The organism is Agromyces sp. Y782 (genome assembly GCF_059445405.1).
Genome location: NZ_JCAIUG010000002.1, coordinates 784,400 through 804,486 on the forward strand (window position 1 = coordinate 784,400; position 20,087 = coordinate 804,486).

General features: G+C 67.3%; 19 protein-coding genes. 14 read left to right on the forward strand and 5 right to left on the reverse strand.

The annotated features are described in order from the left end of the window. Positions 1-5: 5 nt before the first annotated feature. Positions 6-1,151: an aggregation-promoting factor C-terminal-like domain-containing protein gene (locus AC1C2S_RS17860; protein WP_495353943.1), complete on the reverse strand. Its 1,146-nt coding sequence runs from the start codon at positions 1,149-1,151 to the stop codon at positions 6-8. Positions 1,152-1,229: 78 nt separating this feature from the next. Between AC1C2S_RS17860 and AC1C2S_RS17865 the strand changes: the two genes are divergently transcribed. Both AC1C2S_RS17865 and AC1C2S_RS17870 read left to right on the forward strand, forming a co-directional pair. Further along, positions 1,230-2,399, forward strand: coding sequence for a glycoside hydrolase family 3 N-terminal domain-containing protein (locus AC1C2S_RS17865; protein WP_495353944.1), 1,170 nt, complete (start codon positions 1,230-1,232; stop codon positions 2,397-2,399). 102 nt (positions 2,400-2,501) lie between these two features. Then, positions 2,502-3,065: a YceI family protein gene (locus tag AC1C2S_RS17870; protein WP_495353945.1), complete on the forward strand. Its 564-nt coding sequence runs from the start codon at positions 2,502-2,504 to the stop codon at positions 3,063-3,065. Positions 3,066-3,119: 54 nt separating this feature from the next. On the opposite strand, the gene AC1C2S_RS17875 is transcribed toward AC1C2S_RS17870, so the two are convergent. Then, a complete protein-coding gene (locus AC1C2S_RS17875; protein ID WP_495353946.1) occupies positions 3,120-4,271 on the reverse strand; it encodes a winged helix DNA-binding domain-containing protein in 1,152 nt (383 codons plus the stop codon). A gap of 137 nt (positions 4,272-4,408) precedes the next feature. Between AC1C2S_RS17875 and AC1C2S_RS17880 the strand changes: the two genes are divergently transcribed. Then, positions 4,409-6,007 carry an ABC-F family ATP-binding cassette domain-containing protein gene (locus AC1C2S_RS17880; protein WP_495353947.1) on the forward strand — a complete coding sequence of 533 codons (1,599 nt, stop codon included), beginning with the start codon at positions 4,409-4,411 and terminating at the stop codon, positions 6,005-6,007. Between the two features lies 1 nt (position 6,008). Here the strand turns inward: AC1C2S_RS17880 and AC1C2S_RS17885 are convergent, their stop codons facing one another. The 3 genes from AC1C2S_RS17885 to AC1C2S_RS17895 are packed head-to-tail and all read right to left on the reverse strand — an operon-like array spanning position 6,009 to position 7,446. After that, the gene (locus AC1C2S_RS17885) at positions 6,009-6,842 is read right to left on the reverse strand and encodes an SURF1 family cytochrome oxidase biogenesis protein (protein ID WP_495353948.1); all 834 of its coding nucleotides are present in this window, start codon (positions 6,840-6,842) and stop codon (positions 6,009-6,011) included. Then, positions 6,839-7,096, reverse strand: coding sequence for a hypothetical protein (locus AC1C2S_RS17890; RefSeq protein WP_495353949.1), 258 nt, complete (start codon positions 7,094-7,096; stop codon positions 6,839-6,841). Before AC1C2S_RS17890 ends, AC1C2S_RS17885 begins: the two co-directional genes overlap by 4 nt. Continuing rightward, entirely contained in the window at positions 7,093-7,446 is a 354-nt protein-coding gene (locus tag AC1C2S_RS17895) for a DUF3099 domain-containing protein (RefSeq protein ID WP_495353950.1), read from the reverse strand. Before AC1C2S_RS17895 ends, AC1C2S_RS17890 begins: the two co-directional genes overlap by 4 nt. Positions 7,447-7,579: 133 nt before the next feature. Between AC1C2S_RS17895 and AC1C2S_RS17900 the strand changes: the two genes are divergently transcribed. The 11 genes from AC1C2S_RS17900 to AC1C2S_RS17950 all read left to right on the forward strand — a co-directional run bounded on the left by AC1C2S_RS17900 (position 7,580) and on the right by AC1C2S_RS17950 (position 20,082). Then, positions 7,580-8,290 (forward strand): beta-ketoacyl-ACP reductase, encoded by a 711-nt coding sequence (locus AC1C2S_RS17900; RefSeq protein WP_495353951.1) that lies wholly within the window; start codon positions 7,580-7,582, stop codon positions 8,288-8,290. A gap of 235 nt (positions 8,291-8,525) precedes the next feature. Next, positions 8,526-9,665 carry a S1C family serine protease gene (locus AC1C2S_RS17905; protein WP_495353952.1) on the forward strand — a complete coding sequence of 380 codons (1,140 nt, stop codon included), beginning with the start codon at positions 8,526-8,528 and terminating at the stop codon, positions 9,663-9,665. A 5-nt stretch (positions 9,666-9,670) separates the two neighbouring features. Beyond that, positions 9,671-13,144: an FUSC family protein gene (locus AC1C2S_RS17910; RefSeq protein ID WP_495353953.1), complete on the forward strand. Its 3,474-nt coding sequence runs from the start codon at positions 9,671-9,673 to the stop codon at positions 13,142-13,144. Positions 13,145-13,290: 146 nt separating this feature from the next. Next, positions 13,291-13,596, forward strand: a complete 306-nt coding sequence (locus tag AC1C2S_RS17915) for an urease subunit gamma (protein WP_495353954.1) — start codon at positions 13,291-13,293, stop codon at positions 13,594-13,596. A 1-nt stretch (position 13,597) separates the two neighbouring features. After that, entirely contained in the window at positions 13,598-14,527 is a 930-nt protein-coding gene (locus AC1C2S_RS17920) for a sirohydrochlorin chelatase family protein (protein ID WP_495353955.1), read from the forward strand. 19 nt (positions 14,528-14,546) lie between these two features. Then, the gene (locus tag AC1C2S_RS17925; RefSeq protein WP_495353956.1) at positions 14,547-14,975 is read left to right on the forward strand and encodes an urease subunit beta; all 429 of its coding nucleotides are present in this window, start codon (positions 14,547-14,549) and stop codon (positions 14,973-14,975) included. Next, on the forward strand, positions 14,975-16,699 hold the full coding sequence (ureC, locus tag AC1C2S_RS17930) for an urease subunit alpha (RefSeq protein WP_495353957.1): 1,725 nt from the start codon (positions 14,975-14,977) through the stop codon (positions 16,697-16,699). Before AC1C2S_RS17925 ends, ureC begins: the two co-directional genes overlap by 1 nt. 7 nt (positions 16,700-16,706) lie before the next feature. After that, complete coding sequence (locus tag AC1C2S_RS17935) at positions 16,707-17,402, forward strand: urease accessory protein UreF (protein ID WP_495353958.1); 696 nt, start codon at positions 16,707-16,709, stop codon at positions 17,400-17,402. A gap of 58 nt (positions 17,403-17,460) precedes the next feature. Further along, positions 17,461-18,096: an urease accessory protein UreG gene (gene ureG, locus AC1C2S_RS17940; RefSeq protein ID WP_495353959.1), complete on the forward strand. Its 636-nt coding sequence runs from the start codon at positions 17,461-17,463 to the stop codon at positions 18,094-18,096. 2 nt (positions 18,097-18,098) lie between these two features. Beyond that, complete coding sequence (locus tag AC1C2S_RS17945) at positions 18,099-19,076, forward strand: urease accessory protein UreD (protein ID WP_495353960.1); 978 nt, start codon at positions 18,099-18,101, stop codon at positions 19,074-19,076. A gap of 73 nt (positions 19,077-19,149) precedes the next feature. Then, a complete protein-coding gene (locus tag AC1C2S_RS17950; RefSeq protein WP_495353961.1) occupies positions 19,150-20,082 on the forward strand; it encodes an urea transporter in 933 nt (310 codons plus the stop codon). Positions 20,083-20,087 lie beyond the last annotated feature (5 nt).

The following is a 20,087-nucleotide window of genomic DNA, read 5'->3' on the forward strand; positions in this document are numbered from 1 at the left end:
TACCGCTAGTACCAGTTGTTCGCCTCCGAGTGCGCCCAGGCTCCGCAGGGGGCGCCGTAGCGGCCGGCGATGTAGGAGAGGCCCCATTCGATCTGCGTCGCGGCGTTCGTGCGCCAATCTGCGCCGGCACTGGCCATCTTGCTACCGGGCAGCGACTGGGGAATGCCGTAGGCGCCGCTCGAGGCGTTGTAGGCGTCGGCCCGCCAACTCGATTCGCGCGTCCAGAGCAGCACCAGGCATTGGTACTGGTCGCTGCCCCAGCCGTATCGCGCGACGGCGCCGGCCGCGTAGGCCTTCGCACCGGCGGTGTCGACGACGACGCCGGGCGGCGGGGCGCTGCCGACGCCGCCGCCATTCGCGTTCGCGGCCGCCTCCGCAGCCGCAGCGGCGGCTTGCTGCCGCTCTTCGGCGTCCTTGCGTATCTGTTCACCGACCTGGTATTGCCGTTCGAGTTCGACGGTGCGGTCACGAAGGCTTGCGAGCTGGGCGTAGAGCGTGCCGACGATGACCTGCTGCTCGGCGAGTTCCGTCTCGGCCGCCTCGTGTGCGGCCTCGGCGGCGTCGGCTGCTTCAGCCGCCTCAGTGGCACGGCGCTCTCGCTCCTGTTCAGCGACGTCTGCTTGAGCGCTCAGTGCCTGCGATTGCGCCTTGGTCTCGGTCGCACGATCGGTGACGGCACCGTAGATGTTGGTGAGCTGCGCTGCGCGGGAGAGGCCCTGCAGCAGCTCGGTCGAACCGTCGTCGGCGAGGAGCAGGCGCAGCGTGACATCCGCACCGCCCGACCTGGCGAGCACGGCGCCGACCCGGCCGAGCCGCTCACCCGACACTGCGGCCTCTGCGGCTGCGGCGCCGGAGGCCGCAGCGATGGTGGTCGCCCGAACCTCGGCCTCCTCGTGCGCGGCCGCGGCGGTGGCGGCGGCCCCGGCAGCCTCGACGGCGGCATCACCGAGCCGAGCCGATTCGGCCTCGAGGGAATCGACGAGGGCGGCGATGCGCGTCGCCTCGGTCTCACGCGAGGCGACATTCTGCTTCGCGGCCTCGACTTCCTCCCAGCTCGGATAGTCCTCGCCGAACGCCGGGGCCGCCGGCAGCACGAGGGCGGCGACGATCAGCGCCGCCGCGCCCGCTGCGAACCTCGATCTGCCCCGCACAGCACCCCCTCCGAGCCCGTGAGTCTACCCACGGCGCCGCTCGGCGGACGTTCGGACACGCAGCGTAGGGTTGTGCGGATGCGAGTGAAGCGAATGGCTGCACTGCCGTTCGTACTCACGGCGGTGCTGCTCGCGGTGACGGCCTGCGCATCTTCGGCGCCCGTCGCTTCGGGCGCGAACGAGTCGCCGACGTCGACCCCTTCGGTGATTCCAACACCTGTTGACCCCGTTGCCGAGTGGGTAGGTGAGCGGATGTCGCAGCTCACGATCGAGCAGAAGGCGGCGGCGTTGCTCATGGTGCACGCGCCCGGCACCGATCCCGCACCGCTTCGCGCCTACGCTGACGCGGGAGTCTCCGGGCTCATCCTCATGGGCGACAACGTGCCGGCCGGGCCGGCCGAGCTTGCGGCGCTCACCGCGGCCGTGCAGATCGACCCCGAGGCCCCGCTCCTCATCGGCATCGACGAGGAGGGCGGAGAGGTGCAGCGGTTGCCGTGGGATGCAGCGGCAGCCGCGGACACGTTGCGAGCCGAACCCCCCGTTGCGGCGCGAGACGCGTTCGCAGCGCGAGCCGCGACGCTCGCCGCGAGCGGGGTGAACGTGAACTTCGGCATCGTCGCCGATGTCACCGCCGATCCCGCGTCGTTCATCTTCCAGCGCGTGCTCGGCACCGACCCGGCCGGCTCGGCCGAACGGGTCGCGGCCGCTGTGGCGGGCGAGCGCGGAGCGGTTGCGAGCACGCTCAAGCACTTCCCGGGCCACGGCGCAGCTCCCGGCGATTCGCACTCGAGCATCCCGACGGCGCCGCTCGGTCTCGAGGAGTGGCGCGCGGGGTCGGCGCTGCCCTTCGCGAGCGGTGTCGGCGCCGGGGCCGAACTCGTGATGACGGGTCATCTCGCCTACCCGGCCGTCGACGCGGCGCCGGCATCGCTTTCGCCTGCCTGGCATCGCATCCTGCGCGACGAACTCGGGTTCGACGGCGTCGTGGTCACCGACGACATGCTGATGCTGGCGCACAACGGCCTCCCCGAGTACGCCGACCCCGGGGAGAACGCCGTTCGCGCGGTCGCCGCCGGCGCCGACCTGCTGCTCTACGTGCTGCCCGCCGACCCATCGACATTCGGCATCTCGGTCGACGGACTCGTCGGCTCGATCGTGGGTGCTGTGCAGGCCGGCCGGATCAGCGAGGCCCAGCTGGACGACGCGGTCGAGCGAGTCCTGACGCTTCGCCGCTCGTTCGCGAGCTGAACTCGCGTTTTCTCTCCGGCGGGGGAATTTCTCGGCGTTATATGCGTTTGCATAGGGGTGACCGAACGGTCGCCGCGACATCGAACACGGGAGACTCCCAATATGACGACCACTGCCTCGACGATCGAGATCCCCGGATACCGCGCCGGCACCTGGAAGATCGACACCACGCACAGCGAGGTCGGCTTCAGCATCCGCCACATCATGATCAGCAAGGTCAGGGGGAAGTTCGACCGCTTCGACGCCACCTTCGTCACCGCTGAGAACCCGCTCGACTCGAGCGTCACCGCCTCTGCAGAGGTCGCCTCGGTCACCACGAACGAGCCGACCCGCGACGCGCACCTGCGCACCGGCGACTTCTTCGAGGCCGAGACCCACCCGACCATCGACTTCGTCTCGACCGGCGTGCGCGTCGAGAAGGGCGACTTCAAGGTCGACGGCGATCTCACCATCCGCGGCATCACGAAGCCCGTCACCTTCGACTTCGAGTTCGGCGGCTTCGGCGGCGACCCTTACGGCAACTACAAGGGCGGCGCGACGGCGAAGACCGTGATCAACCGTGAAGACTTCGGCCTCATGTACAACGCGGCGCTCGAGACCGGCGGCGTGCTGCTCGGCGATCAGGTGACGATCACGCTCGAGCTGCAGGCTTCGCTCGACCAGTAGTCATCGAGTTCAGCGAAGGGCGGTCGTGCGCAAGCGCGACCGCCCTTTCCTGTTTCAGTTCGTGAGCGCGGTGACCTCACCGAGGTTCTGCCCCCAGAAGCGGGCCCACTCGCGAAGTCGCGGCGTGAACCGCGCAGGGTCGAGTTCGCCATCGAAGCCATCGAGCGTGACGGATGTCGTGCGCGCCCGTTTGACCGGGCGCCAGAGGCCGACCACCCGGCCGTTCTGCACGAGCGTCGGCTGGAACACTCCGTTCGAACCGGGCACGACGCGACCCGCGTGTGCCGGGTCGCACACCGGACCGCGGTCGGTGTAACCGAGGAAGTACTCGTCGAACGGGGCGAGCACGAATCGACCGCCCGCGCGAGATGTTGCGAGCGGTGCGACGGCTCGAGCGGCATCGCCGGTCGCCGCCGGTACCGGTACCGCTGCCTCGTGCGAGCCGAATCCGGCAACGACGAATCGCTCGTCGTCGAAGGCGACGACCGCTTCGCCCGCGTCGGCGCGAGCTGCACGGGCATCGGTGAGGGTGAGCCCGGCCCACCACGCGAAATCGCGCACCGTGGCCGGGCCATGGCCGGCGATGTACGAGACGAAGAGCCGTTCGAGGGTCTCGTCGCGACTCGACGCCGGCGCCGCGCGGGGCGACCATTCGTCGAGGAGCACGAACCGCTGCCCACGCCCCTCGATGGGGCCGCAGCACAACACTGCATCTTGAGCGAGCCACCAGATCAGGTGGTAGCCGCGCTGGCCCGTCGTCTCGATGCCGGCGGCCTGCCACGCGGCCTGCAGGTCGTCGCGTGAGAGCGACCGACCGCCCTCGAGGAACCGCTCGGCCACTCGCCGCGCGGTTGCATACGCCTCGGCGTCGAGGCCGAGCTCGCGGTGCCTCGCGGTGGCGCGCTGGAGAATTCGCGGACCGGTGATTGCGAGGATGTCGCGCAGCGATTCGGCCGGCACGAGGTGGAGGGTGCCGCGCATCGGCCAGGAGCGGAGCACCTCGCGCGACTCGATCGCCGCGTCGATGTCGGCGGCGACCGCGCCCTTCACGCGCGCACCGAGAACCCACTTCGAGGCGGCGAAATCCTGCGCCTGCACGGCGCCGAGTCGCCGCACCGCCTCAGCGACCGAGGGCAGCCCCCGGGGGAGGCCGTGGGATTCGAGTCGGGCAGCGCGAACGCGGGCGTCGCTGGCGAGATTCGGCATGGTTCCGAGTCTGGCGGATGCCTGAGACATCCGGTCGCAGACCCTGTATGGCTGCTGTCCGGACACCCGAGCGGGATAGACTGGGAGGCTGTGCCGCTCGGCACGCCAACCCACCCCTGTTCCTTCGGAGGAATCCCGTGCTCGCCGTCCATGATCTCGAGATCCGCATCGGTGCGCGCGTGCTGATGGAGCACGTCGACTTCCGCGTCTCCGACGGTGACAAGATCGGCCTCGTCGGCCGGAACGGCGCCGGCAAGACCACCCTCACGAAGACCCTCGCCGGCGAGACGGTGCCTACCGCGGGCCGCATCGACCGCGGCGGGGAGATCGGCTACCTGCCGCAGGATCCGCGCTCCGGAGACCCCGAGATGCTCGCCCGCACCCGCATCCTCGATGCGCGTGGGCTCGGGCAGATCGCGCTCGGCATGCACGAGGCCTCCCTGAGCATGGGCGACTCCGACCCGGCGGTCGCCGAACGTGCCATGAAGAAGTACGGCAACCTCACCGACCGTTTCAATGCGCTCGGAGGGTACGCCGCTGAAGCCGAAGCCGCGTCGATCGCATCGAACCTGAACCTGCCCGACCGCATCCTCGACCAGCCGCTGAAGACGCTCTCGGGTGGCCAACGACGCCGCATCGAGCTCGCCCGCATCCTCTTCTCCGACGCCGAGACGATGATCCTCGACGAACCGACGAACCACCTCGACGCCGACTCCGTGGTCTGGCTTCGCGAGTTCCTGAGGGGCTACCGCGGCGGCGTCATCGTCATCTCGCACGACGTCGTGCTCATCGGCGAGATCGTGAACCGCGTCTTCTACCTCGACGCGAACCGTTCGGCGATCGACATCTACAACATGGGCTGGAAGCACTACCAGCGTCAGCGCGCCGCCGACGAGGAACGTCGCAAGAAGGAGCGGATGAACGCCGAGAAGAAGGCCGGCGTTCTGCAACTGCAGGCCGCCAAGTTCGGTGCGAAGGCGTCGAAGGCGGCGGCGGCGCACCAGATGGTCGCCCGTGCCGAGAAGCTCCTCGCCGGCCTCGACGAGGTGCGCGCCGTCGACCGCGTGGCCAAGCTGCGTTTCCCGACTCCGGCGCCGTGCGGTCGCACGCCCATCACCGCATCAGACCTCTCGAAGAGCTACGGCTCGCTCGAGATCTTCACCGCCGTCGACCTCGCGATCGACCGCGGGTCGAAGGTCGTCATCATCGGCCTGAACGGCGCAGGCAAGACGACCCTGCTCCGCATCCTCGCGGGCGTCGACGAGCCCGACACCGGTGTCGTCGAAGCCGGCCACGGCCTGCGCGTCGGCTATTACGCGCAAGAGCACGAGACCATCGACGTGAAGCGTTCGGTGCTGCAGAACATGGTCAGCGCCTCACCGAACCTCACCGAGACCGAGGCGCGAAAGGTGCTCGGCTCGTTCCTCTTCACAGGCGACGACGTGCACAAGCCCGCCGGAGTGCTCTCGGGCGGTGAGAAGACCCGGCTCGCGCTCGCGATGATCGTCGTCTCCGGTGCGAACGTGCTGTTGCTCGACGAGCCGACGAACAACCTCGACCCGGCGAGCCGCGCCGAGATCCTCGACGCGCTCGCGCACTACGAGGGCTCTGTCGTGCTCGTCTCGCACGACCCAGGCGCAGTCGAGGCGTTGAACCCCGAGCGAGTGCTCATCATGCCCGACGGCACCGAAGACCACTGGAGCCGCGAGTACCAGGAGCTCATCGAGCTGGCCTGAGCTACCGACGATCGAGCACGCCGTCTTCCAGGTCGGCATCGGCGTCTCGTTTCGGTTGCTTCGGCTCGCGGCGCGGTCGCGTGGCATCCAACGAACCGGATGCCTCGGCGATGCCCTTTCGCTCCTGGTTCGCCGCCCAGCCGAGCCCGATGAACGCCAGCAGCGCGAAGACGAACCACTGCAGCGCATACGAGAGGTGCGGCCCCTCGTCGCGCTCGGGCCGGGCCGCAGCGAGCGGGGGCTCGTCGGCGTCGGCCCCCGACTGCACGAGCACGCCGTAGGCCGCCGTGAAGGCCGGCTCGCCGACGCGTTCGGCGAGCTCGGCGAGGTCGATGGTCGCGAACTCGTTGCCGGTCGAAGTACGCCCGGAGATGCGACCCTCACTGGCCTTGAGCCGAGCCTCGACGTCGACCTCTCCGGCCGGTGGCGCCGGCACCTCGCTCGGCCGCCCCTCGGAGTTCTGGGCGATCCAGCCCCGATCGACCATGAACACGGTGCCGTCGTCGAGCCGGAAGGGTGTGATCACCTGGAACCCCGAGCTGCCCTGGAACGGGCGGTTGCGCACCACGACTTCTTCATCGGGGAGATACTCACCCGACAGCGAGACGACCTGCCAGCGCTGGTCGATCTCGAACGCCCCCGGATCGGGGAGCGCCTCGGCCACCGGCAACGGATCGGCGTCGTAGTTCGCATCGATGCGTGCGACCTCGGCGAGCGCCTCGGCGCGCCGATTCAGTTGCCATGTGCCGAGCGCCGAGCAGACGATCGCGAAGATGATCGTGAGCAGGAGGTAGCCCGCCCAACGGCGGTGGAGGAGGAAACGCCACTCGTTCATCGACGGTCCTCTTTCGCGGTATCCGGTCGCTCGTCGCTCGACGCGTCGAAGGCGGCGACCGAGACGGGGAACGACCGCGCCTCGAGGAAGCCGCGGAGGTACTCGACGTGTTCGTCGCAGGCGAGCCAGGTCTTGCTGCGGTCGCCGGTGTGGATGCGCGGATTGCGCCAGTCGACGCGCCAGGTCGCGGGCTCCCGGCATTCCGCGCGCGAGCAGACCCCTTGGTCGGGCGACGCGCCCAGGCCACCGATCATGCGGCACCACGCTCGTCGTCGTGGGCGTCGTGGGCGTCGCGGGCGGCCTCGGCCGGCGAATCGGTCGGCGCGCTCGGCGGGGCGGGCGGCGGGGGAGTGAGCGGCACAATGGTGCCGGGGCGGAGCACCTCGGATTGCGCGGGCGACGTGCCGACGTTGGCGAGGACCACGGCGAAGTACGGCAGGAAGATCGCCCCCGCGGCGCACACGGCGAGCCACCAGCCATCGACGAAGAGCATGGCGACGATGCACAGCATGCGAATCGACATCGCGATCGAATACTTGATCATGCGCGACCGGCGCTCCGCCTCGGGCGACAGCGGCAGCGAGGTGATCGACGGCTGCTTCATGGTGGTGGCCGGGGTCTGCGGCGCTCCTCTGTATTCAAGCCTACGTCCGTCTGAGGGCGGCGGATGCCCCGATTCCACGAGCCCCTAAGCTGGAACGGGTCGATCGGCCCGATACCCAGAAGGAGATTCACGCATGACGACGAGCCGCACTGTTCTCGTGACCGGGGGCAACCGCGGGATCGGCTTCGCCATCGCCCGCGAGTTCATCGCGCAGGGGCACCGCGTGGCCGTCACGGCGCGCTCGGGCGAGGGCCCCGAGGGCTCGCTCACCGTGCGGGCCGACGTCACCGACGCGGCATCCGTCGACCGGGCCTTCACCGAAGTGGAGGCCGAGCTCGGCCCCGTCCAGGTCGTCGTCGCGAACGCGGGAATCACGCGCGACACGCTCGTGCTGCGCATGAGCGAAGAAGACTTCACGAGCGTCGTCGACACCAACCTCACTGGAGCGTTCCGCGTCGTCAAGCGTGCTTCGAAGGGCATGCTGAAGGCGCGCTCCGGCCGCATCGTGCTCATCTCGAGCGTCGTCGGGCTCTCCGGCTCCGCCGGCCAGGTCAACTACTCGGCGTCGAAGGCGGGGCTCGTGGGCATGGCCCGCTCGCTCACCCGTGAGCTCGGGGCGCGGGGCATCACGGCGAACGTCGTCGCGCCCGGCTTCATCGAGACCGACATGACCGACGAGCTGCCCGAGACGCAGCAGGCGGAGTACAAGAAGCGCATCCCGCTCGCCCGTTTCGCCTTGCCCGACGAGATTGCGAAGGTCGTCGCCTGGGTCGCAAGCGACGACGCCGGGTACATCTCGGGCGCCGTCATCCCCGTCGACGGCGGCCTCGGCATGGGGCATTAGGTTCCCACCCGACGCCGGTGTCGCACGTCGGCGAATGTTGCCCGGGCCGTGCATTCTGCGGCCGCCCCACTCGGCAGACGCGGCGAGTGTCATTGACCTATCGCCGTGTCGCGGGTCAGACTGGGGCCACTCGGGTCGAAGTTCGACTTCGATGCAGGTTCAGTTCGGGGGAACGATGAATCATGCAATGAGTCCCCTTCTGGGTCTGTAGCAGGAGCATGGACGAGGGGGAGCCATGTCGGAATCAGAGGCACAAGTCGGTCGGCCGCAGCCGGGCCGCGGATGGATCTGGATCGTCGTCGGGCTCTCGGTCGTCCTCGGCCTGATCGCGGGGTTCCTGGGCGGCATGCTCGGGCAGAATCTTGCCGCAGCGCCCGCACCTTCCGGAGCGCCTGAATCCTCGGCATCCGCAGCCGTCGCCGATGGCGGCGTCTGCGATGCGTCGCAGGTCTCCGACGACGTGCTCCCCGCCGTAGTGACCATCTCGGCGAGCAACGGTTCCGAGGGCGGTGTGGGATCCGGCGAGATCATCAGCGACGACGGGTACATCGTCACCAACAACCACGTGATCGCGGTCGCCGCGAACGGCGGCGAGATCGCCGTGTTGTACAGCAGCGGCGAATCCGCTCCGGCGACACTCGTCGGTCGCGACCCCCGCGCCGACATCGCCGTGCTCAAGGTCGACCACCCTTCCGCGTTGCCGACGATCGAAGTCGGGAGTTCGGCCGACGTCGTGGTCGGGCAGCCGGTCGTGGCACTCGGAGCTCCGCTCGGGCTTTCGGGGTCGGTGACCGCCGGTATCGTCAGCGCCCTGGGACGTGAGGTGACGGTGCCGAGCGACGGCGACCAGACGACGATCCTCACCGGAGCGATCCAGACGGATGCCGCGATCAACCCGGGCAACTCCGGAGGACCGCTCGTCGATTGCGATGGCCGGCTCATCGGCATCAACACCGCGATCGCCACGGTGCCGACCTCTTCGGGAGAATCCGGCGGGGGCAGTGTGGGTATCGGCTTCGCGGTGCCCGTCGACCGAGCCATGTCGATCGTCGAGCAACTCATCGAGACCGGGAGCGCCAGCTATCCGTACTTCGGAGTCTCGGTCGTCGCGATTCCGGCGAACGCCGCCGCGGACTTCGGTGTGGATGCCGGCCTCTACGTCGCCTCGGTCATCGAAGGTGGCCCCGCCGCCGAGGCGGGAATCCAGACCGGTGACATCATCCTCACCGTCGACGGCGAACCGGCGACCAGTCCCGACACATTGACCGCGATCACCCTCGAAGCTCAAGTGGGCGACGAAGTCGAGATCGGCTACCTTCGCGACGGGACGACGTCGACCACGACCGTGACGCTCCAAGAAGCGCCGCAGAGCTGACCACCGTGGATGCCATCTGGGTCGTTGCGGGCATCCTCGTCTTGGGCTTGACGCTCCTCGACGTCTTCCTCACCGCGCTCAACTACGATGAGGCCGGCTTCCTCGCGGGGCGGCTCGCGGGCTGGCAGTGGGCGCTGATCCGGCGTGGTACTCGGCGGTTGTCGCGCCGATGGCGGCCGGTCGTGCTCCGACAGGTCACCGGGCTGCAGATCACGACCACCGTGCTCACGTGGCTCGCCGGTGTGATCATCGGCTACGGTCTGATCTACCTGGGTCAGATGAGCGGCCAGCAGTTCCAGTACGACGGAGTCAACGGCGACCTGTTCGGTGCGCTCTACTTCAGCGCCGCGCAACTCGCGACCGTCGGCACATCCCAATTGTCGCCGAACACCGATGTGCTCAGAGCGCTCTCGGTCCTCGAGACGCTCACAGGCGTCGTGCTGGTGTCGATGATCCTCACCTTCCTGCTGGGCATCTACTCGGTGATCAGCGACCTCCGCGCGCTCTCGTCGCAGTTCTTCAGCGGCGGGAGGGGGGTCGGAGAACCGATCGCGAGCCTCGTCCCCTATTTCCCGGAGGGCCAGTCACGCGGTCTCGATTCGCACCTGCAGAGCGTCGCGGACTCGTTCGGTTCCTACACCGATGGTGTGCGGTTGCACCATGCCGCCTACTACTTCCAGAGCGGCCGCGACACCTTCTCGCTGCCGTACTCGATCCGCATGCTCGCGGGCGTCATCGGAGCACTGCGATGGGGGTTGCCGAGTGGCCACCCCGTCACACAGGAACCGACGCTGCTGCCGCTGTCGCAGCAGTTCGACAGCTTTCGTCGATACCTGCAACCCCTGTTGAAGTGGGAAAGCCCCGACGTGCCGGAGACCGTCGAGCGCGACGAGTTCCGGCGCATGGTCGAGACGGATGCGAAGCGACGCAACGGCGGTAACCGCCGACAGCACCAAGCGGAGATCGAACCCTGGGTGGAGCGATTCATCCAGATGAATCTCGACATGGCCGATCTCGTGCACGAACCCGCGCTGACCGACCTCGGTGAGGCCTACGACCGCTACGTCGAGTGGCTTCCGTTCGCGTATCGTTCGCAGCAGTTCAGCGCGGCGGTCACCCACGACCTCGACTATCAGCCCATCTATTCGGAGACGGACGATGCTGAGCCCGCATCGGTGCTCGTGCCGGCCCCGGTCGCGCGCGCGCGACCGGGGCAGAGCGCGTTCCGCGCGTTCTTCTCACGTCGACTGACACTCATCGATCCCGGCAACATCCGGCTCTTCCAAGCCATCCGTGCGTTGGCCGCCGCGATCGTGACCATCGGCGTGATCGTGGCCGTATTCACTGCTCTGGGGCTGACCGTGATGCCGGCGGCGATCTTCGGCGGCTTCATTGGGATGTACGCCGGCAACTCCGGCGGATCGTCTCATGGCGTCGCACGGTTGCGCGCGCTCTTGGCCATCGTGCCCGTGCTGATCGCGGTCGTGCTCAGCGCTGTCGTTCCACACGGTTCAGTGGGAGCAGTGGCGGTGATGGTGGTCCTGGCGCTCATCGGCGTCGGTGCCTCGCGCTTCGGTCCAGCAGTGAGTGGCCTCGGGCAGCTGCTGTTCATCGTGTACTACTTCACACTGCTCATGCGCCTGCAACCGGCGGAGTCCGTGCTCTTCGCCGCCGCCGGGGTCATGGGCGTCGTCGTCGCGACGATCATCAGCCTGCTCGCGAGCCGCACGGGCCAGCGGAAGGCGCTGCTCGCCGGGGTCAGAGCATTCGAGCTTCGGTTGGTGGGGATGGTCGAACCGCTCATCGACACGGTGTCCTCCGCTCGCTGGGAGCCGGATCTGATCCGGCGCGTCCGCTCGGAGTTGACGCAGACGCACCGGACGGCGGCATTCCTCACCGGCAGGCTCAGCGGCGTGGACGGGACCGTCGGTCTGTCGCAAGAGCAAGCCGATGCGCTGAGGATGCGGGTGTTCGACGCGGAGCTCGCGGTCGTCAACGTGTCGGAGGCGGCGAAATCCGCGACCGGCTCGCGCATCCCAATCGAGGTCCGTGCGCGACTGGCCGAGGACCTGGAGGCATTTCAAGCTCACGTTCGCGCGTATCCGGCGACACCGGGCTGGGCGACCGACACCGCGACCGACTCCGTGAAGACGTCGGACGACGGTTCGACCGCGAATGGGACCACCGTGCTGCAGGATGCACCGACACGATGGCCGGAGGAGGCACGACGGCTCGTCGGCGCGATCGCCGAATTGCAACGCGCAGCCGACGCCGTGCACACCCCGCAGAGCGCGGATCTCGTGCTCACCGGGCCGGAACCCGAGCTCCCCACGGCGGAAGCCGACCCGGAGTCGCGGAACGCGGAAGACTCGGGGTCGGGCGACGATACCGGAGTATCGGACTCGGCCGGTGAGGCGGCGCTCACCGCCACGGCCACGAGCGGCGGGGGCGGAAGTGGCGGCGAGTTCCGCCGTGCGATCCAGGCCGGGCTCTCGACCGGTCTCGCCCTGCTCGTCGGATCGACCATCTCGACGAGCTACCAGTACTGGGCTGCGATGCCGGCATATCAGACACTCGGCGGCACCGACGGCGAGACGTACGCGAAGGGAGCTCGCCGGATTCTCGGGACCATCCTCGGTGCAGCCGTCGGATTCGGGATCGCGATCAGCACCGATGGCAACCCGTTCGTCGTGCTGCCGGCGCTCGCGCTGTGCGTGTTCGCCATGGTCTACTTCAGGGCCGCCTCGTCGCCGCTGACGAGCTTCTGGCAGACGATGATGTTCGCGCAACTCTACGAATTCCTCGGCAGGCTCGACACGGAGACGATCGAGATCAGAGTGGTCGAGACCGTGATCGGCGCCGTGATCGCGCTCCTCGTCGCGGCGCTCGTGCTTCCGACGCATACGAGGACCCGGCTCGACCAGGACTCGATCCGTCTCGTGCAGTCCGTGCAGGAGGTCGCGGACCTCTCCATGCATCGCCTGCGTGGGGGAGCTGAAGCTCGAGGCATCACCGCCGAGAAGCTGCAACGAGCGGTGATAGCGATGAACGAACAGCTCAGTGGTGTCCACAAGACCGCCGCACCGCTGCGGCATAGCTCAGGGTCTCTCGATCCTCGGGGCATCGAGGCGCGACTGACCGGCTACTGGGCGTTGCTCTACTACACGCGCCATCTCGTGACGGCCACGCTGCGCAAGGGGAGCGGAAAAGCGCCGGTGCCCGCCGAGCAGTGGGAGCAATGCGAGGCCACGACCGACGACAACTTCGCCGCACTGGTGACCTTGCTCGAGGAGCGTGCTCCCCGGGGTGTCGAGTTGAACCTCGGATTCGCCGACTTCGACGATGGGGAACTGGACGAGTCGACCGAGCAGGCGATTCATTCGCTCGAGCGCATCAACGAAACCATCTCGCTGCTCGTCGGCGACAACCAGACCGAGCCACCACGACGGACCGGGTTCATGCACCGAGGGAAGCGCTGACGCATACCCATCGCGATGAGGTCCACGCAAGGGGGTGGCGGCGTCATGCGCGACGGCGTATGGTCACGCTTGTGTGAACCGGCCTGGGGGGCCAGGCCGAAACCGGCAGAGAACGCCGAAACCGGCAGAGAACACTGGGGGGCACCATGAATCTCACTCCGCGCGAAATCGACAAACTGTACGTGTACCAGGTCGCGGACCTGGCGAAGAAGCGGCGTGATCGGGGCACCAAGCTCAATCTGAGCGAAGCGCAGGCGCTCATCACCGAAGCGATCCTCGAGGGCGCTCGCGATGGCAGGTCGGTGGCCGAATGCATGGAACTCGGCAAGACCATCGTCACCGAGAACGACTGCATGTCCGGTGTCCGTGAACGTCTTGCACTGCTGCAAGTCGAGGCGACATTCGTCGACGGAAGCAAACTGGTCTCCTGTCACGACCCGGTCGGCGCCTGACATGCTCCGACCGACCGACTCGCCTGCGACGTTGGTTCTGGTCGGCGGACACGAGAGTGCAGACGGTGCGGACATCGCCTTCATCGCGGAGGCTGTTCCGCGTGCTGTGATCACGGCCGCCGGGCGACCATTGCATCGCGTGATTTCGCGAGCCATCGCGGAGTCGGACGACGAGCTCGTCGTGCTCCCCATGACGTTCGGCCGAAATCCCGTGCTCGTGGCGGACACCGCGAAGACGTTGAACTGGCTGTCGAGCGGATCGAGCGGCAGGATCGCGCTCGCCGACGATTTCGGCACTCCCGACCACCTGACCGCGTGGCTCAGGACGGCGACGGCCCGCGTTCGCGGAGCAGCGCCGGGCGCGGCGATCCTCATCATCGCCGCGGCATCCAATCCGTTCGACGACGCCGAACTCTTTCGAATCGCCCACCTCGTGCGAACCCACGGAGCAGGCAACGAGGTGGAGGTCGGCATCGTGCGCGACGAGGGCGACCTGGTGGAATCGGTGCGCCGGCTTCGCCGTCTCGGGTTCGATGACATCGTCGTCGTGCCTGCCGACTTCCAACGCGAGAGCGACGCTGCGTACGGCGAGGGCGAACTCAGTGGAGTTCGTTTCCATGGACCGCTGATGACCGAACAGGCCGTGCTTCAGGTGGTTCGCGACCGACGCGATCACGCGCTCCGTCGACTCGATCAGGGGCAGAACGGCATCGACGTCGGCCTGCAAGCCGATCACGGGCACGGATACGCGCACTCGCACGCATTCGAGGAAGCCCAAGGGCGCCCGCACACCCACGGCGGTGCCCTCCATTCTCACGGTGGCGCACCGCACTCGCACGGTGGCCATTCACATCACGATGCCGGGAATGACGATCACCCCGTGAACGGCGGGCACGAACATTCACACGGCACTCTCGTCCACGAACACTGACCGGGAAGAAGGACGCATCATGCTAGGAAGCCCGAAGTACCAACACCGCGAAGAAGTGATCGAAATCAACGCAGGCCGAGACAGCGTCACGCTGAACGTCAGCAACACGGGCGATCGCGCAGTGCAGGTCGGATCCCACTTCCACTTCTTCGAGGTGAACAAGGCACTGCTCTTCGAACGCGAGCGGGCGTACGGAATGCACCTGGACATTCCAGCGGGCACCGGCGTTCGGATCGAGCCGGGCGATACCAAGGAAGTGACACTCACCGCGTTCGCCGGTTCACGTCACATCGTCGGGTTCAACGGACTCGTCAACGGCGGTCTCGACTCCGCGGCAACGAGGATCAAGGCAGTCGCACTGATGAACGAGCTGCATTACCAGAACGGAAAGCCGAAAGCTCGCACCAGTACTGCGAACCGCAGTGCAGCCGCAAAGGGGAAGAAGTAATGGCGATCATCTCTCGCAAGCAGTACACGGATCTCTACGGACCCACCGTTGGCGACCGGGTGCAGCTGGCCGACACCAATCTCGTCATCGAGATCGAAAAGGACTACAACGAGGGCCACTATGGGGACGAGATCGTCTACGGCGGAGGAAAGACCGCCCGCGACGGAATGGGCGCGGATCCTCAGGCCACCGGAGCTCAAGGGGTGCTCGATCTCGTGATCACCAACGCGGTCATCCTCGACCCCATCCTCGGGGTGGTCAAAGGCGACATCGGAATCCGCGACGGCAAGATCGTCGGTATCGGCAAGTCGGGCAACCCGCACCTGCAGGGAGGCGTCGACCCACGGCTGATCGTCGGGCCCGGCACCGAACTCCTCGCCGGCGAGCACCTGATCGCCACTGCGGGAGGCATCGACGCCCACGTGCACTACGTGTCACCGCAGCAGGCGGAGGCAGCTCTGTCGAACGGGATCACCACACTGTTCGGTGGCGGCACCGGTCCGACCGACGGCACCAACGGTGTCACCACGACCCCAGGTGTCTGGAACCTCCATCGGATGCTCGAGGCGGCGGATGGCCTGGGCGTCAACACCGGATTCCTCGGCAAAGGCAACGGCTCCCTTCCCGACGCGCTGATCGAGCAGATCGAGGGCGGCGCCGCCGGGCTCAAGGTCCACGAGGACTATGGAGCAACCCCAGCGGCACTCAGCAACGCGCTCGACGTCGCCGACCGCTACGACGTGCAGGTCTCGGTGCACACCGACAGCCTGAACGAATCGGGCTTCGTCGAGAACACGCTCGATGCCATCAACGGTCGAACGATCCACACCTTCCACTCGGAGGGTGCGGGTGGTGGGCACGCCCCCGACATCCTGAAGATCACGGGATACCCGAACGTACTGCCGTCGTCGACGAACCCGACGCTGCCGTACACGGTCAACTCGGTCGACGAACTGCTCGACATGGTCATGGTGTGCCACCACCTCTCGCACGATATCCCCGAGGATGTCTCGTTCGCCGACTCTCGAGTCAGGGCCGAGACGATCGCTGCTGAGACCGTGCTCCACGACGAAGGTGTGATCTCGATCGTCTCCTCCGACTCGCAAGCGATGGGCCGGGTGGGAGAGTCGTTCATGCGAACCTTCCAGGTCGCGCACCACAACAAGGACCAGCGCGGAAAGCTCCCTGAGGACTCGAAGGACAACGACAACTTCCGCGTCCTGCGCTACCTCGCCAAGATCACCATCAATCCGGCAATCACGCAGGGAATCTCCGACTACATCGGTTCGCTCGAAGACGGCAAGATCGCCGACATCGTGTTGTGGCCGGTCGACTCGTTCGCCGTCAAGCCCAAGCTGATCGTGAAGGGCGGTCTCATCAACTGGGCGCTGATGGGCGAGCCGAACGCCTCGCTGCCGACGCCGCAGCCGGTCTTCTACCGGCCGATGTTCGGATCGTACGGCAAGGCGCAGACGAGCACGCGCATCACTTTCATGTCGAAGGCGGCCATCGCCAACGGGGTGCCGGAGAAGCTCGGCCTGGAAAGCATGATCCTGCCGGTCAAACGCACCCGTGAGCTCGGAAAGGAACACATGGTGCGCAACGGTGTCACGCCGGTCGTCGAGGTCGACCCAGAGACCTACAAGGTTACGTACGACGGCAAGCCGGCGACGATCGAGCCGGCGAAGTCCCTTCCACTCACGCAGCTGTTCTTCCTTGCGTGAGGTCGGAATGGGGGTCTCGGAAGTGCAGCAGCTGCTGACGAGTCTGCAGTTCTCCGACTCCGCGTTTCCCAGCGGTTTCTACACGATGTCGCACGGGCTCGAAGGGTACCGTCAGGCGCATCTGGTCGGTCCGGGCGATGTGCAGGAACTGTTGACCGAACTGCTCGTGCACTCCGTGGGCCCCGGCGATGCGACTGCACTCGCCGGGGCCCACCGCGCGGCATCCGTGTCGGACTGGAACCGCGTCGAGGAGATCGACCAGTTGTTGTTCGCCTCGAAACTGAACGCGGAAATGCGCACGGCCTCCGTGCGGAGCGGGCATCAGTTCACCGATCTCGCGAGCGAGGTGATCGGTGGGGCCGGGCTCGTAGAGTACGGCCGCCGAGTGACGGCCAGAACGACCCCGGGATGCCAACCGGTCGCGGCGGCGGTCGCGTATGCGGAAAGCGGCGTTGCGACCGAGCGAGCGGTCGTCTCCGACCTGTTCGCCTTCTCGGTGAGTTTCGTCGGCGCCGGACTCAGGCTCCGGCTCACCGACCACCGGAAGGCCCAGGTGATCCTGCGCGCGATCGCACCCGTCATCGAGGAGGTCGCCGGCGACGCGCTTGCACGAGACCCCGACGAGCTCGGCGGGTGCGCACCGGTAGCCGACATCATGTCGGCCCAGCACGAACGGGCCGAGGCGCGGCTCTTCGCCAGTTGACCGAACGGAACGAGCACGTGATCAAACGTCGAAGCAACGAAGAGGGAATGAGGATCTCATGAGCGACAACGTCTTGAGAATCGGCATCGGGGGACCGGTCGGATCGGGCAAGACCGCGCTGACGGAAGCGCTGGTGCCGATCTTGATCGCAGCCGGGCGCACGCCGGGTGTCATCACGAACGACATCTACACCCAGGAGGACGCCCACCACGTGCGTCGTGAGCTCGCGGGAATCCTCGACCCCGAGCGTGTGGTCGGAGTCGAGACCGGCGCATGCCCGCACACGGCCGTGCGGGACGATCCGACGATGAACCTCGCAGTCGGGGCCGAGATGCTCGAGCGCTTCCCTGATATCGACACGCTCATCTACGAGTCGGGCGGGGACAACCTCACGCTGACATTCTCGCCCGCCCTCGCCGATATCTTCATCTTCGTGCTCGACACCGCGGAGGGAGAGAAGATGCCGCGAAAGCGCGGCCCTGGCATCACCGACTCCGACATCCTCGTCATCAACAAGATCGACATCGCGCAATACGTGCGCACCGACCTCGCGGTGATGGAGAGCGATGCCCATCGCGTACGCGAAGGCCGGCCCGTCGCCTTGACGAACTCACTGACCGGCGAAGGGCTGGAGGAGCTCCACGCCGAGATCATGGCGCAGTGGAACGGCAGCAGATCCGAGCTCGTCGGATGAGCGTGACCGTCCCCGTGACGGTGCCTGCCCCGGAGTTCCCGGGAGGGTACCGGCTCCGGCCCGAGCACTACGAGCCCCGCCGGGTTCCGGCGGAGGTGCTCCGGCACGCCGGCACGCCGGAGATGCTCCCGGTCGGGAGCCCGGGAAAGGTCGGGGTGCTGCAACTGCGCTTCGAGCGCACGGGGCCGCGTACCGAGCTCGTCTCGCATTATCAGAAGTCGCCGCTGCAGATCATGCGCCCGCTCTACTTCGACCCCGAGCGACCCGACATGCCGCACACCTACCTGATGTCGACGGGTGGCGGCATCGTGCAGGGAGACCGGCTGCGGACCGATCTCGAGTTCGGGCCGGAGACGTCGGCTCATATCACCACGCAAGCACAGACGCGCGTGTACAAGTCGGAAACCGACTATGCCTCCGCGATCATGAACCTCACGGTGGAGGCGTCGGCATTCGTCGAGTACCTTCCCGACCCGGTCGTGCCGTTCGCCGGTTCGCGGTTCACCCAGCAGACGTCGGTCGTGCTCGACGAGACCGCCACACTCGTGGTCGGGGAGCAGGTATACGCGGGCAGGCTCGCGTACAACGAACGTCACGACTACGAAGTGTTCGCGTCGGACTTCGAGGTGCGACGGCCGGGGGGCCGTATCGTCGCCGTCGACCGGGTGCGCCTCTGCCCCGAGAGCAGGGGCGTCGGCGGCACCGCGGTGCTCGCCGATCACGACATCCTCATCTCGTTGTACGTCTTCACACCGCTCGTTCCGCCGACCGAGATCGCGGATTGCCTGCGAGGGGTGCTCGACGGCATGGCCGACGACGACCTCGTCTTTGGCGTGAGCGCGCTGCCGGGTGATACGGGCGCCTGGATGCGACTGGTCGGAAACGACCCGGTCGCCGTCGCGCGGGCATGGAGCACGACATCCGCTGCAGTACACGAACTGCTGACCGGCCGCCGCGCACCGAAGTCGAGAAAGACCTGAGAGAAGGAGCAGACATCATGAAGATTCAGCGTTCATCTCCTGTACGGCGATTCCGCAGCGAAGGGCCACGACCATGACCACGGCATCGGCGTCGGCACCGACGCACGTCGGGTCGTTCCAGAACTGGCTGCTGGCATTCGTCCATGGCCCCTCGCAGATCTACTTCCAAGCGAACATCTGGACGGGGTTGCTCATCCTCGCCGCGTTCGTGGTCGCCGACTGGCGCATGGCGATACTCGTGGTACTCGGCTGCGCGGCGAGCATGCTCGCCGGTCGATGGCTCGGGGCGAAGCCCGATAATGTCGTCGCCGGCATGCAGGGCTTCTGCGGGGCACTCGTCGGAGCCGCGACCTTCTCGGCGCTCGGGGGCGATCAGTGGGCCAGCTATCCGATCGCGATCGTGGGCGGGCTGATCTGCGCCCCCGTGACGTGGTTCGTGGTCTGGGTCTTCGCACTGAAGCCGATGCAGCGGTTCGCGCTGCCGTCGACCACCGCGCCGTTCTGCATCGTGGCGACGGGCATCCTGCTCACGACGGTTCCGCTGCACGTGAGTTCAGCGCCGCTGACCGTAGCCGACTCGGCCGTCGAGGCGTTCTTCCGTTCGCTCTTGACAAACGTGTCGCAGGTCGTGCTGATCGACAACATCTGGTCGGGCGCGCTGATCCTCATCGGCCTGTTCATCGCAAGCTGGAAGGTCGGAGTCGCCGCAGTCGTGGGAAGCGTCGTCGGCAGCCTGTGCGCGCTCGCGGTGGGGGAGACCCTCACCGAGACGGCGAACGGTCTCGCCGGTTACTCGGGCGTGCTGACCGCGATCGCACTCGCGGTGGTGTTCCTGCAGTCGAGCACCATCTCATGGATTCTCGCGGTGATCGGCACCATCGTGACCGCGTTCGTGACCCTCGGCATGCATCACCTGTCGGGGCCGACGTACACGTGGCCGTACATCCTCACGACCTGGGTGTTCTTGATCATCGCGGCGTTCATTCCGCAGGCCAAACGCACCTGATCGGG